12 protein-coding genes are annotated in these 13,647 nt (G+C 71.6%); 5 read left to right on the top strand and 7 right to left on the bottom strand.

Annotated elements, in window-relative coordinates; translation table 11 throughout:
• Positions 1-145 precede the first annotated feature (145 nt).
• The 3 genes from WME95_RS10615 to WME95_RS10605 are packed head-to-tail and all read right to left on the bottom strand — an operon-like array spanning position 146 to position 3,132.
• Positions 146-1,615 (bottom strand): hypothetical protein, encoded by a 1,470-nt coding sequence (locus WME95_RS10615; RefSeq protein WP_437908284.1) that lies wholly within the window; start codon positions 1,613-1,615, stop codon positions 146-148.
• A 25-nt stretch (positions 1,616-1,640) separates the two neighbouring features.
• The gene (locus WME95_RS10610) at positions 1,641-2,894 is read right to left on the bottom strand and encodes a DUF2169 domain-containing protein (RefSeq protein WP_437908283.1); all 1,254 of its coding nucleotides are present in this window, start codon (positions 2,892-2,894) and stop codon (positions 1,641-1,643) included.
• 16 nt (positions 2,895-2,910) lie between these two features.
• Positions 2,911-3,132 (bottom strand): hypothetical protein, encoded by a 222-nt coding sequence (locus WME95_RS10605; RefSeq protein WP_437908282.1) that lies wholly within the window; start codon positions 3,130-3,132, stop codon positions 2,911-2,913.
• 217 nt (positions 3,133-3,349) lie between these two features.
• Between WME95_RS10605 and WME95_RS10600 the strand changes: the two genes are divergently transcribed.
• Complete coding sequence (locus WME95_RS10600; protein WP_437908281.1) at positions 3,350-5,188, top strand: DUF2169 family type VI secretion system accessory protein; 1,839 nt, start codon at positions 3,350-3,352, stop codon at positions 5,186-5,188.
• Positions 5,189-5,308: 120 nt separating this feature from the next.
• Here WME95_RS10600 and WME95_RS10595 read toward each other — a convergent pair whose 3' ends face one another.
• A complete protein-coding gene (locus tag WME95_RS10595) occupies positions 5,309-5,821 on the bottom strand; it encodes a hypothetical protein (RefSeq protein ID WP_437908280.1) in 513 nt (170 codons plus the stop codon).
• Positions 5,822-5,976: 155 nt separating this feature from the next.
• On the opposite strand from WME95_RS10595, the gene WME95_RS10590 reads away from it, so the two are divergent.
• Positions 5,977-6,993 (top strand): VOC family protein, encoded by a 1,017-nt coding sequence (locus tag WME95_RS10590; RefSeq protein WP_437908279.1) that lies wholly within the window; start codon positions 5,977-5,979, stop codon positions 6,991-6,993.
• A 241-nt stretch (positions 6,994-7,234) separates the two neighbouring features.
• On the opposite strand, the gene WME95_RS10585 is transcribed toward WME95_RS10590, so the two are convergent.
• Positions 7,235-7,642: a DUF6223 family protein gene (locus tag WME95_RS10585; protein ID WP_437910972.1), complete on the bottom strand. Its 408-nt coding sequence runs from the start codon at positions 7,640-7,642 to the stop codon at positions 7,235-7,237.
• Positions 7,643-7,878: 236 nt separating this feature from the next.
• The gene (locus WME95_RS10580) at positions 7,879-8,760 is read right to left on the bottom strand and encodes an AraC family transcriptional regulator (protein ID WP_437908278.1); all 882 of its coding nucleotides are present in this window, start codon (positions 8,758-8,760) and stop codon (positions 7,879-7,881) included.
• A gap of 471 nt (positions 8,761-9,231) precedes the next feature.
• Between WME95_RS10580 and WME95_RS10575 the strand changes: the two genes are divergently transcribed.
• Positions 9,232-9,729 (top strand): DoxX family protein, encoded by a 498-nt coding sequence (locus WME95_RS10575; protein WP_437908277.1) that lies wholly within the window; start codon positions 9,232-9,234, stop codon positions 9,727-9,729.
• Here the strand turns inward: WME95_RS10575 and WME95_RS10570 are convergent.
• Positions 9,710-11,122 carry an L-serine ammonia-lyase gene (locus tag WME95_RS10570; RefSeq protein ID WP_437908276.1) on the bottom strand — a complete coding sequence of 471 codons (1,413 nt, stop codon included), beginning with the start codon at positions 11,120-11,122 and terminating at the stop codon, positions 9,710-9,712. The two genes, WME95_RS10575 and WME95_RS10570, sit on opposite strands and share 20 nt — an antisense overlap.
• Positions 11,123-11,337: 215 nt before the next feature.
• Here WME95_RS10570 and WME95_RS10565 point away from each other — a divergent pair, with 215 nt between their 5' ends.
• Both WME95_RS10565 and WME95_RS10560 read left to right on the top strand, forming a co-directional pair.
• Complete coding sequence (locus WME95_RS10565) at positions 11,338-12,132, top strand: OmpA family protein (protein ID WP_437908275.1); 795 nt, start codon at positions 11,338-11,340, stop codon at positions 12,130-12,132.
• Between the two features lie 14 nt (positions 12,133-12,146).
• A complete protein-coding gene (locus WME95_RS10560; protein WP_437908274.1) occupies positions 12,147-13,427 on the top strand; it encodes a glycosyltransferase in 1,281 nt (426 codons plus the stop codon).
• The last annotated feature ends 220 nt before the right edge of the window (positions 13,428-13,647 follow it).

The raw sequence follows: 13,647 nt of genomic DNA, 5'->3' as shown, positions 1-13,647 counted from the left end.
CTGGTGCGGCGGAGGATTGGACGCTTTTCTAGCGGTTTGCCGCTCTAACCGTAGGTCGCGACGCCATTGGCGTAGGTGTTGCGACTTTGCGCCTTTGCGTTAAAATCTCTCTCCGGATCCCTGGCCTGACTCCTGGTGGGTGGAGCTACGCGCCGGACGCGGCGGCGTCGCTCACCATCCAGGCAAAGCGGTCGTCCACCCCCGCCCTCGCGCCGCTCTCCTCGCTCTGATCGGACCACGAGAAGCGCTCGCTCACGCGCGCCGTCGCGCTCGCGTCGCCCCTCCAGGCGAACCGATCGCCAACCACGGCCTTGGTGGTCTTGTCATCATCGTCGTCGTCATCATCCGTGTCCCCCACGGGGTCCCCGAGGTCGTCGTAGACGCCGCTCCTGCTCCCGAGCGCGAACGGCCCGAAGCTGTACCCGTCCGACCCAGCGTCGAGATCCCCGGGGTCGTGGTACTGCGCGTCGATGGAGCTGTAGAGTTTCCCGCCGACCTTCTTCGAGTATTTGAACCCGTTCGCCAGGGCCGTGTACTTGAGGATGCTGCTCACCTTCCGCGACTGCAGGAGGTTCTGCTCGGTCACCTTCTTCCACGTCTTCACGGCGATGATCGTGTCCTTCACCGACTTGGCCGCGGCGCCAAGGCTCTTCCCGAGCTTCTTCATGCGATCGGCGGCGCTCTCGCCAAGCTCCGCGGCGCCCTGCTTGAACGACTTCCACACGCTGCCGTCCGCGGCCTCCGCGAGCTCCTCGAGCAGCTCGTCGCTCTGCGATCGCAGCCGGCTGAGCGAGTCCGAGAAGCTCTCCGCCGCCTGCTTGCCCACCTTCGACGCGACGTCGTCGGCCGCCTCCTCGGCGGACTCCTTGAGGATCTTGGCGAGCGTCCCCTCGGCGCTCTCCCGCGCGAGCGCCTTGCCGGCCCGCTCGAAGAACGGCTGGGCGAGATCCGCGCTCTTGGCGGCGGCCATCTTCGCGCCCTTCACCAGCCCCTTCCCCGCGGCCTTCGCGCCCTTCCACAGCTTGCCCGCGATCTGGCCGCCGAACTTCATCAGGATGTCCATCGCGATCTCGATCGCGATGTCGACGAGGCACGCGATGAAATCGGTCCAGGTGAAGCCGGCCTTGGCGGTGCCCCAGACGATGGTGAAATCGAGCGGCAGGCTGATCGGGCTGTTGCACGCGAGGTGGAGCGAGAACGGCACGGTCTTGAACGGCGAGCACGCGAGATCGCAGGTCGTCTCGCCGAAGATCGGGTTATCGCATCCGATCGCGACCCCGCTCGTCCCCCAGACCGAGATGGAGCTCCCGAAGAGGATGGTCCAGGGCAGGAGCGGATTCCACCCCTGGACCACGTCCACGTGCGGGACGACGAGGCTCGCGTCGCTCCCCCGCCCCATCCAGTGCACGCCGTCGAGCTGTATCTCGTGCTTGTCCTGCTCCGACCAGAACGAGAAGAGGTGCGTGCCGCTGACGAGCCCCGTCTGGAGATGAGGCCAGTACTTCTGGGGCACGTAGGCCCCGGGCGGCGGCATCGGCCACCAGAACAGGGCCTCGTGCCACGAGAGGCCGAGGAACACGTTCCACCGCGTGACGGTCAGGCAGCCGTACGACATTGTCCGCGCTCCTTCATCGGGTCGATCATCGCGTCGATCGCGCGGCCGAGGTCCAGCGCACCTCGCGCCGCAGGTTCATCATCTGCTCCTCGGTGAGATCCAGGGCCACGGGGGCCCTGGCGCTCCAGACCACCACGACCTCGCCCGGGACCGGCCGCACGACCACCGAGCAGAGGTGGGACTCCGCCTCGGTGAGCGCCCGGCCGGGCGCGAGCTCCAGCATCACCCGGGGCACCTCGCCGGGCAGGTGGAAGGAGTAGACTTGCCGGTTCGGGTGCACGTGATGCAGCTCGAAGTACTCGTCCGGCGCGAGGTCGGAGACGCTCATCCCGGGCGACGCGACCTGCGCGTACTCCGGCCGGAGCGGGCCGCCGGGGTCCTGATAGAGCGGCGGAATCGAGAGGACATCCCGGGCGGCCCAGCCGCGCTCGACCTCGGCGGGGAGCTTGCCGTCGCTCTGGCAGGTCGGGGCGAGCCCGAGGTAAGCGAGCCGGGGAAACCAGGCCATGGACTGGTAATCCCAGCCTGCCGGCAGCGGCGCATGGATCCACCGGTACGGCTTGCCCACGGCGAGGCGCTGGGGCGTCAGCGGGTCGAACGGGAACTCGAGGTTGGGGATCGGCCGCCCCGCGAAGCTCTCGGCGTCGAGCTCCATCAAGTACCCGTAACCACAAGGATTTCTCGGGTAATGGTACACCGTGTCGGCGAGCCGGTCGATGCCTCGGCGGGCCTCCTGGACGAGCTGGCCGAGGAGGTCGCCGTTCCGGCCGAGCGCCGTCAGATCGACGCCGCCGTAGGCGTAGTCGTAGCGGATCGGGACCACCTCGATCGGCGCAGGCTCGGAGAAGCGCGGCCGGCCCGCGCGGTCGATCTCCCCCACGCGGTCGCCGTGGACGACGATCTCGCGGTGGTGCTTGCCGAACCGGACGCTCGCGGTGAGCGTGCGGGTGTCGGGCTTGTAGGCGTGGGCGAAGGCCTGGATGACGACGTCGGTCGCGCGCCGGAAAGGGAGCATCTCGTCGACGGCGATCGGCGGAGACACCCGCGGCGGCTTGCGATCTTCGCTGTACGGGATCTCGTCGTCGTGCAGGACCTCCTGCTGCCCGGGGGCGTCGAGCTCGCAGCGCCCGTTGTGGATCCGGTAGGTGCGCTTCGAGATCCAGGCGATCCACCGCCGCCCGTCGGGCTCGCCCTGCAGGAGCAGCTCGGTCTTGCGGCGCGGCCTGCGCGGTCTGTGCGCAGGCGCGCGCGCGGCGGGCGGCGTCGGGTCGTCGCTCACGGCCGTTGCTCCGCGCTCACTCTGCCTCGTAGATGCGCCACCGGCCCCGCCAGAAGTTCTTCTCCGGCTCCTCCGCGTCGCCTGGCTGGCGCCGTGTGTCGGTCAGCAGCGGCTCCATCTGATCCCAGAAGCCCTGACCCACCGCGGGGCCGAAGATCGCCATCACCGTGTCGCGCATGAGCTCGTGGCGCTGCGCTTCCGGCAGCACGTGAAAGGGGTCGGTGAGCCTCTTCGTCATGCGGTCATGGTACGTGGCGCGCGCGGGCGGCGACTCGATATTTTGTTGGGATCTCCCGCCGCAGGCGCGCACCTCTGGCCGAGCTCGGCGGCCAGGTGATGAAGCCATCCGCGCACCGCCACACACCGGCGACGACTCCGATGGTCGTTGCGGCCCGCGAACGCTGGAAGAGCCCTTGACCTCGGGAGGCGCGGTTGCGACCGTGCATGACGGGGACATGAGCGAGCCGAAGGGGACACTCCCGGTCGACGACGCGCAGGCCGCGCAGTTCGCGGCGCGCGCCTTGCCGTTCTTGCCAGGCACCGCGGGCGGCGTCGCGTGCGCGTCGCTCACGCCGTCGGCGTCGGCGGCGGCGGCGCAGGCGACCGTGGACACGGTCCCCTGGCGCCACGAGGGCAAGCTCCGGCTCACTGTCGTCGTGAAGGCCAGCTTCTCGCTCGACGCGTCGCCGATGCGGCCGGCGGAGGTGGCGGCGCCGTTCCACACGAAGGATGTTCACGACCGCCGCGGCCCGATGACCCACGTGACCGCGGCGAGCGATCGGGTGCCGTACCGCCAGTACGTGGACGTGACCGCCCTCGGGCACGCCGCCGCGCCGGGCGGCCGCCCCGTCGCCGAGATGAGCGCGCGGTTCGCGCTCGTCCAGCGCGAGGGGCAGGGCCTCGACAAGACGGTGCGCGTCGTCGGCCGCCGCAAGGAGGCCGGGGCGGCGCCGGAGCCGTTCGTGCGGATGCCGATCGTGTACGAGCGCGCCGCCGGCGGCGTCGGCGTGCCCGAGAACCCCCTGGGGTGCAGCGAGCGCGACGGCGAGCTGCCGAACGTGCTCGACCCCGTCGATCCGCAGAGGCCCGCCGGCTTCGGTCCGCTCGCGGCGGCGTGGCCGGCGCGCAGCCGCCGCCTCCCGGCCGGCGCCCGCGCCAGGCTCGACGCCGAGGTGATGGAGGTGCCGGGCGCCTTCGACTGGTCGTACTTCCAGTGCGCCCCGCGCGACCAGTGGGTCTCCGCGCTGCAGCCGGACACGGTCGTCGTGCTCGAGGGCTTCCACCCGGATCGCCCGCGCATCGAGAGCGCGCTGCCGGACGCGCGCGTCGCCGGCGCGGTGTACGGCCTCGACGACGCCGATCCCGACGCCCCGGCGCGGCTCGCGTTCCACGCCGACGGCCTCCACGTCGACGCGGATCGGCGGCTCTGCACGATCACCTGGCGCGCCCACGTCGAGCTGCGCGACCCGGCGCAGCGGGAGCGCCTGGTGGCCGTCGCCGGCGTGGGCATCGGGAGCGCGCCAGCCGTCCCGCCGCGGCGCCCGCCGGTGCAGCGCCCCGCGGCGGCCGCGGCGGCCGCGCCGGCCGCGCCGTCGCGCTCCAGCGAGCCGCGGCGGCGGGAGGCGTCCGCGGGCGGCACGCTGGCGCTCGACGGGCCCGGCAGCGCGCCGGGGTCGGGCACCTTGCCCGCCACCCCACCCGCGGCCACGACGCCCGGCCCGGCGGCGGGAGCGGTGCTCGCGGCGCTCGACGTCGACGGAGCTCCATCGCAGCCGCCCGCCCCCGCGAGCCCCGCGCCGCGCGCCCCGGCCCCCGCCCCGGCGCCGCAACCGCCGGCCCCGCTGAAGGCGCCGCCGGCGCCGAGCGCAGCGCGCCCGGAAGAGCCGGTCACGATCGAGCGGTACGCCACCGTCTGCGCGGAGCTCGCCGAGCGGGGCGCGCTGCGCGGCGAGGTGCTCTCCGCGCACGACCTCGACGAGGCCACCTGGCGGAAGGCCGAGCGGCGCTGGCGTGACGAGCTCGAGCGCGCGCTGAAGCACGGGGACCGCGCGCTGCGCGAGCGCTTCGACGACGCGTACGCGAGCACCTGGGAGCGGCGCCACCCGGACCGGTTCGGGGCCGAGCAGTACGCCCGCCTCGTCAGGGCCGAGCGGCGGGGCAAGCTCTCGCTCGAGATCGCGGAGCAGGGGCTCGACGCGCCGCTCGGCCTGCGCCTGAAGCGCGTGTGGCAGCGGCGCGTCGCCGCGCAGTCCGCGCTGGCGGAGCAGGTCGAGCGCGCCCTCTCGGCCCTCTGACGCGCGGTCGACCCCGCCCTCGCCGCCCGCGGCACGCTGTCGGTGAGCGCAGACGCCGCCCGCGGTACGCCGTCGGTGAGCGCGGGCGCCACCCACCGCGCCCCACGCCGCGTGCGGCGCTCAGCAGTTCAGCTTGATCCGCTCGCCGAGCAGCTGCACGTCATCGTTCGCCGCGATCTGCACGTCGCCGCGCGTGGCCTCGAGGTTCACCTGACGGGCCTCGGCGCGCAGCTCGCCGCGCGCCCGCGTCGTCACGTCGCCGGCGACCGTCTGCGCGAGGTCGCCGCCGGTCTCGTGCACGATCCCGTGCTCGGCGCGCACGTGGAAACGATCGCAGTCGACGCGCACCGCGCCCGGCGACTCGAGCTCGAGCTCCGCCGCCCGGATCCGCAGCACCGGCCCGCGCTCGGTGAGGCGCACGTCGAGCTCGATCTCCCCGGACGCGCTCCGGATCGTCACCCGCTCCTCGTCCCCTGCCGCGGATCGCACCTCGACGACGCGCCCCGACGGCAGCTCCACCCGCCGGTCCTCGACGTCGCGCCGCGTCTGCTCCGCGATCCGCTCGATCAGCGCCGGCAGCTGATCCACCTGCTCGGGCTCCGTCACGATCTCTGGTGCACGAGCTTCGTACAAGGGCTTCATCGCGGCGCGCTCGCGGGAGAGTCTCCCGCTTCCTGCATCGAAGGAGAGCGCACCCGGGCGCGCCGAGCAATCGCAATCTGAACGTCCCGGTTTGCGACCGCGGACACCACGGCGCAGGCCCCTTCCACCGCCTTGCTGCTCCCCGCATGGTCAAACGCTGGCACACAGCACGTGGAGGATGGCGAAGCGTCGTTCGGTGCGGCGCATACCCACGAGGCCTGGACCGCCGCGGCTTCCAATTTGTCCAATACGGCGGCGCGCGCGGGCAACAGGATCGGCGCATGAAGATCATCGTCAAGATCATCCTCATCCTTGTCATTCTCTCTCTCGGAGGTTGCATGTCCCGTACCACCGGATCGACCTCGGCCATGGAAGGCCCCAATGCCACCGCGGCCGTCGTCCGCTACCAGGTCACGGACGTCGATCGCGCCGTTCGCTTCTACACCGAGCGACTCGGCTTCACGCTCGACCTGCAGGCCGGCACGGCGTTCGCGACGGTCTCCCGCGGTGACTTGCGCTTGCTCCTGAGCGGCCCCGGCAGCTCCGGCGCGCGCCCGATGCCCGATGGCCGCGCTCAGGTCGCGGGCGGCTGGAACCGCATCGTCCTCTACGTCGACGACCTCGCCGCGATCATCGAACGGCTCCGCGCGGCCGGGACCCCCTTCCGAAACGACATCGAAAGCGGCGTGGGGGGCGCGCAGATTCAGCTCGAGGATCCCGACGGCAACCCGGTCGAGCTTCACCAGTCGCCGGAGGAATCGACCTCGGCCGCGGAAGGCCCCGATGCCAACTCGGCCGTCGTCCGCTACCAGAACACGGACATCGATCGCGCCGTTCGCTTCTACACCGAGCAACTGGGCTTCACGCTCGACCTGCAGTCCGGCACGGCGTTCGCGACGGTCTCCCGCGGTGACTTGCGCTTGCTCCTGAGCGGCCCCGGCAGCTCCGGCGCGCGCCCGATGCCCGACGGCAGCGCTCAGGTCGCGGGCGGCTGGAACCGCATCGTCCTCTACGTCGACGACCTCGCCGCGATCATCGAACGACTCCGCGCGGCCGGCACACCCTTCCGGAACGACATCGAACGCGGCGTGGGGGGCGCGCAGATTCAACTCGAAGATCCCGACGGCAACCCGATCGAGCTTCACGAGCCATCGGCGGGGTAGCTATCAGGACTACGTCTTCGAACACTTGGCCGACGCCTTCCCTCGGCTCGTGCGCCATTCTCGCTTCGTCGAGCTCGAGAAGCGCGCTCTGCTCCTGATGTACGCCTTCGCTCGCAGCCCGTTCGGGCTGCGAAGCTCACCGGACCAGCTTCCGAACTGGCGTTAAGCCGCCGGAACACGCCCTGGAGGGGCAGGAACCGCAACACGGGCGCTGACCCGGCACCATGGCCGGGTCAGCCGGTCAGCCGCTGCGGTGGGAGCGGGCCAGAGCCAGTCGACCGAGGACCATGCCGATCAGCCCCAGCACCAGGGCCACGATGGCCCCGCCTCGCCCATTGCCGGTGCCGATACCACCGGTGGAGGTGGCCAGGTGCAGCCCAGCGAGGACCATGCCGATCAGCCCCAGCACCAGGGCCACGATGGCCCTGTCTCGCCCGCTACCGGCGCCGGTACGACCGACGGAGCGGGCCAGAGCCAGCCCACCGATGACCACGCCGAGCAGCCCCACCACCGCGGCCACGGTGGCCCCGGCTCGCCCGGAGCCGGTGCCTATAACACCTTGCGCGGCCGCCGGTGCGGCAACCCCGACCCCCGCGAGCAGGGCGGCGGCAGCGGCGGCGACTCGGATCAGCGATCGGGTGCGTGTCATGAAGCTCTTCCTTCCCCCGATCACCCTGATGGCCTCGCGCAGCCGCGCGTCCGCCTGCGGAACTACGTTGCACTTCTTGCCAGGATCGCCGACCTCTGTGTCAACTTGGACCGAGCATTGCGTCATGACCCACGTCTACCCACGGCGGGCAACCCGGTCTTGGACGAATTGGAAGCGGCGGGGCTCGCCACCGATCGCGCTGCGGTGCGTCCCGGCACCGCGCTGATCCTTCGCGGTCATCGGGTCGAGACACTTCGAGATCGCGCGTGTTGCCGGTCCGTTCGGCGCGCCCCGTCCGGCGCGGCTGGCGCCGCGATGGCGATGTGGTGCAGCTTGACGCGTTCGCGGGAGGAGTGGGCGACGAGCGCGGTCGGCGAATTGCCGGAGAGCGCCACGAACTCGCGGATCAGGTGCGACTGGTCGCAGAACCCTGACACGGCAGCGAGCCGGGCCCAGTCCGGCTCGCGCTCCCTCTCGGCCTGCAAGAGCGCCCGTCGAAAGCGTGTGATCCGGGCGAAGGCCTTCGGGGCGAGGCCGGTCTCGGCGGTGAACACGTCGACGAGCCGGCGGTGGCTGATGCCGAGCGTGGCCGCCACGTCGGCGACGCGCCTTTCGCCTCCATCGAGCGCCGCGATCGCGTGCGGAACCAGGGGATGACCGGGGCGCGCGACCGAAAGGCGGTCGAGCAGCGCGCGCTCGAGCAGCGCGAAGCGAGCGCGCGGCTCCGGCGTCGAGCACAGGCGTTCACGGAGCTCCGCCGCTCGCAGCCCCCAGAGGTCCGCGAGGTCGGCGTGCGTGTCGGTCAGCGCGCCGAGCGGCGCGCCGAGGAACGGCCACGCGCCGCCGGGGCGGAACTGGACCCCGACCATCGACGCGTGCTCGCGTGTGTCGACGCCGAAGGCGGACTGGTACGCGCCCGAGACGACGGCACCGGAGTAGCGGCGAATGGTGGGGCCGTCGTAGACGCGAACCTCGTCCTGGTCGAGGTTGACGACCAGCTGGAGGGTACCGGAGGGCAGGATGCGCTCAGCCGCGTGAGGCGGAGCAGCCGAAAGGTACCAGAGCTCGGCGACGTGCGCCGAGAGCGGCGGACCCGGCACGTGGCGGACATACAACACGTGGACACTATGGCCGACGATCACGCCGCCGGCCACATCGCCGCGCGGCGGTCGCGAGGCCCGAGCGCTCCCGTCGCACCTTCGCCTATGCCGGCGTGAAGCGCGCGAGGTCGGCAATCCCGAGCGCCGCCTCGAGCTCGTCAACCTCGGCGACCGCCTTCTCGAAGCCCTCGTCGCCGAGCATGGGGTGACTTCGCCGCCTTCGCCAGCGCCACTGTCCAGTTTCGGTTCCCGGGATGGATCACGATGCCAAGGAGCGCCGAGCCGGCCAATGCGGAGGCGCCGGATTCGATTGTAGTACCGAGCCGGAAGGCTGCAGGCCGCGTCCGAACGGCAGCGGGTCGCGATTGACGGGATTACGAAGATCGTCTACGCGCTTCGAACCATGATCTCGACGGCGGATCGTGAGATCCGGGCGGGCCTCTGGAAGATCCACATCCACACTCCCTCGACAGGGGCTGAAACGAAAGTATGAACCACCTGCGCAAGATGCTCGATTCCGAGGCGCCTTCGGCGACGCTCCTTGTCCGCCTCTCGGTCGGGGCCGTCTTCTTGTCCGAAGGGCTCCAGAAGTTCATCTATCCAGCGGAGCTCGGCGCCGGAAGGTTCGTCAAGATCGGCATCCCCTGGCCGGAAGCCGTGGGACCTTTCGTCGGGGTGGTCGAGATCGTCTGCGGGGCGCTCGTGCTCGCGGGGCTCCTGACCCGGGTCGCCGCCGCTCTGCTCGTCATCGACATGGTCGTGGCGCTGATCTCGACCAAGCTTCCGATCCTGCTCGGCCGAGACATCCTCGGCTTCCACGTGCGCAAGCTGCCGCAATACGGCTTCTGGAGCATGGTCCACGAGGCGAGGACGGACTGGGCGATGCTGCTGGGCGCGCTCTTCCTCGTCATCGTCGGCGCGGGGCGCTGGTCCTTCGACGCGCGTTTGGCACGGCGCCGGAGCGCGCCTAACACTCCGGCAGATTGACCCCCACCTCCACCGGCACCTCGAGCACGTTCACCGCGAGCCCCCCGCGCGCCGTCTCCTTGTACTTCGACTCCATGTCTGCGCCGGTGTCGCGCATCGTCTTGATCACCTTGTCGAGGCTCACGAAGTGCGCCCCGTCGCCGTGCAGCGCCATGCGCGCCGCGCTGATGGCCTTGATCGCGGCCATCGCGTTGCGCTCGATGCACGGCACCTGGACGAGCCCGCCCACCGGATCGCACGTCAACCCGAGGTTGTGCTCCATCGCGATCTCGGCCGCGTTCTCGGCCTGCGCCGGCGTGCCGCCCAGCCCCTCGGCCAGCGCGCCCGCGGCCATCGAGCACGCCGAGCCCACCTCGCCCTGACACCCCACCTCCGCGCCGCTGATCGACGCGTTCTCCTTGTAGAGAATGCCTATCGCGCCCGCCGTCAGCAAAAAGCGGATGACGCCCTCGTCCGTCGACGTCGGCACGAAGCGCCGGTAATAGTGCAGGACCGCCGGGATGATCCCCGCAGCGCCGTTCGTCGGCGCCGTCACCACGCGGCCCCCGGCGGCGTTCTCCTCGCTCACCGCGAGCGCGTAGAGGCTCACCCAGTCCATCGCCGTCAGCGGATCCCGGAGCCCCGCCTCCGGGCTCTCGATGAGCTTGCGGTACAGGGCCGGCGCGCGGCGCACCACCTTGAGGCCGCCGGGCAACACGCCCTCTGCCCGGAAGCCGCGCCGCACGCAGTCCTGCATCACCCCCCAGATGCGCAGGAGACCCGCCCGGGTCTCCGCCTCCGGGCGAAACACCTTCTCGTTCTCCAGCATGACCTGGCTTATCGACAGGCCGCTCGCCGCGCACGCCGCGAGCAGATCCGCGGCGCTGTGAAACGGATACGGCAGCGGCGTCGTGTCCGCTTCGATCGGGTTCTCCCCCTTCGCCGCCGCCTCGTTCACCACGAAGCCGCCGCCCACCGAGTAATACACGCGCGCGCGCAGCAGCGCGCCCCCCTCGTCCAGCGCCGTGAAGCGCATGCCGTTCGGATGAAACGGCAGGCTCCGGTGCAGGAAGGCCAGGTGTCCTTTCACCTGGAAGCCGATCTCGTGGCGGGAGAGCAGCGACAGCCGGCCGCTCTGCCGCACGCCCTCGACGATCGCGCCCGCCCGCTCGACGTCCACCCCGTCCGGCGTCTCGCCCATGAGCCCGAGGATCACGGCCTTGTCGCTGCCGTGGCCGCGGCCCGTGGCGCCGAGCGACCCGAACAGCTCCACCGACACCGCAGCGGTGCGGGCGAGCAGGCCCGCCTCGTCGAGATCCACCGCGAACATGCGCGCCGCGCGCATCGGCCCGACCGTGTGTGAGCTGCTGGGCCCGATACCGATCTTGAAGAGGTCGAAAATGGTGACTGCCATGTGACGTGGAACGCCGTTCAGCTGGATCTCCGGCGCCTTTGCCGGAGCGCGCTCGACGCTCGACGGTACACCCTACACCGGTGCAGGCCGGCGCGCAGGGCAGCTCGCGCCGCGAACACACGGCACATCACCCCGCCGCTCCACGACGCGCGCCTTTTGGTATGCTCGGGGACGTCTTCCCGCATTTCCCTCACCCTCCAGAGATGGGGATCCCCATGCGCCATGCCCCGGCCGTGCTCCTCGCCGCCTCCCTGCTCGCCCCCGCCGCCGCGCGCGCCGACGGCCCCTCGCCCGCGCCCTCACCGCCGCGAAGCGCCCAGGCGAGGCCGCCCGCGCTCGAGGTGACGATCGACAGGTCCAAGGTGGACGTCAAGGGCCGCCAGATCGAGGTGAAGCTGTCGCGCGCCGCCAGCAAGGTGCGCATCAAGGTCCTCGGGCAGTCGGGCGCGGTCCTGGCCGAAGAGGAGAAGCCGTTCGGCGGGGCCGCCGCCGGCTCGCCGCTCGCCGTGACCTGGTCGCCCTCGAGCGACGAGCCCGTCGCGCGCATCGAGGTGTACGGCCACGACACCGAGGGGTACTGGGCGGGGATCGCGATCATCCCCTGGAACGTGAGCATCCCCCACGAAGAGGTGCAGTTCGAGACCAACTCCGACGTCATCCGCGCCCCCGAGGTGCCCAAGCTGGAGGCGAGCCTCCAGAAGATCTCGGAGGTCGTGGCGAAGACCAGCGAGCTCGGCAAGATCACGCTGTTCATCGTCGGCCACACGGACACGGTCGGCGGCGTGGAGCACAACCTCACCCTGTCGCGGAAGCGCGCCCGCGCGATCGCCGCCTGGTTCAAGGGCCGCGGCGTGAAGCTCCCCATCGCCTTCGAGGGGCTCGGCGAGTCGGCGCCGCTCGTGAAGACCGCGGACCAGGTGGACGAGCCGCGCAACCGCCGGGTCGACTACATCCTGTCGGTCGAGCCGCCGCGGCTGCCGTCGGGCGACGCGTCCTGGAAGGCGCTCTGAGGCGAGGCGGCCCCGTGAAGACCACCGTCCTCGCCCTCGGCAGCCGCGGAGATGTCCAGCCCGCGATCGCGCTCGGCAAGGCGCTCGCGGCCCGCGGCCACGCCGTCAGCGTCCTCGCCGGCAAGAGCTTCCAGCCCTGGATCGAGGCGCACGGGCTCGCCGCCATCCCGGCGAGCGTGGACTCGGTCGACATCATGGAGAGCGACCTCGGCAAAGAGTGGGTGTCGCGGGGCACCAACCCGATGGCCCAGTCGCGGATCCTGCAGCGGATCATCGACCGCTTCGGCGCGGAGATGGCCGACGACGCCCTGCGCGCCTGCGAGGGCGCCGAGCTCATCCTGAGCAGCTTCACCTCGGACACGTACGCGGCCTCCATCGCCGAGGCCTCCGGCGCGGTGCAGGTCAGCATGCCGCTCCAGCCCTCCATCCTGGCGACGCGCCACGGGCCGACCGCGCTCGCGGCCCCTGTCCCGCGCCGCGACAGCGTGCTCAACCTCCTGTTCGGCAAGCTCCTGATCGAGCCGACGGTGTGGCGCTGGTACGGCGGCGTGACGGCCCGCGTGCGGCAGAGGCTCGGCCTGCCGCCGCAGGATCGGCGGGCGTACATGGCCGCTCTGCGCCGCATGCTGGTCGTCCACGGCTACAGCGCCCACGTCGTCCCGCACCCGCCGGACTGGCCGCCCAGCTACCACACGACGGGCTACTGGTTCCTCGACGAGGGCGAAGAGTACAGGCCGCCCGAGGCCCTCGAGCGGTTCCTCGCGGCGGGCGAGCCGCCCATCGCCCTCGGCTTCGGCAGCATGACGTCCCACGATCCCGGCGCCACGACGAGGCTCCTCGTCGACGCGGTCGCGCGGAGCGGCCAGCGCGCCGTCCTGCTCTCGGGCTGGGCCGGGCTCGGCGACATCGCGCTGCCCGACACGATCCTCCGGATCGACGCCGCGCCGCACGACTGGCTCTATCCGCGGGTCGCCGCGGCGGTGATCCACGGGGGCGCAGGCACCGTGGCCGCGTGCCTGCGCGCCGGGCGGCCTGCGGTGGTCGTCCCGCACCTGGGGGACCAGCTCTTCTGGGGGCGCCGCGTCGAGGAGCTCGGCGTCGGCCCGCGCGCCATCCCGCGGCCGCGCCTCACCGCCGACGCGCTCGCGGCCGCGATCCGGACCGCCGCCACCGACGCGGGCATGAAAGAGCGCGCCGAGGAGCTCGGACGCAAGATCCGCGGCGAGGACGGCGTGGGCACGGCGATAGGCCACATCGAGCGGCACCTCGCGGCGCGCGGTCGCGTGACAGCGTAGGAATACAACGTCCGAGGACATCGGCCCTCGGGCGCTCACGCCGTTTCGTGTGCCTCGCGCGTCCACACTGTGGGCGGTTGGGCGTCCTGGGAAGAGGCCTCTTTCCAAACTCTCGTCGCCGGGATCCGGGCTCATGTACTCTCGTCCGATCAGCGCAGCGGGCGCCCCGTCCGCCGCGCGACTCGGATACCGCCGCTCGATCGGATACGCCCCTCACGTT

The sequence above is a fragment of the Sorangium sp. So ce327 genome (assembly GCF_051530205.1).
Lineage (GTDB): Bacteria > Myxococcota_A > Polyangia > Polyangiales > Polyangiaceae > Sorangium > Sorangium cellulosum_B.
Note: the sequence above shows the minus strand (reverse complement) of the source record. Positions and strands in the feature narration are given on the sequence as shown.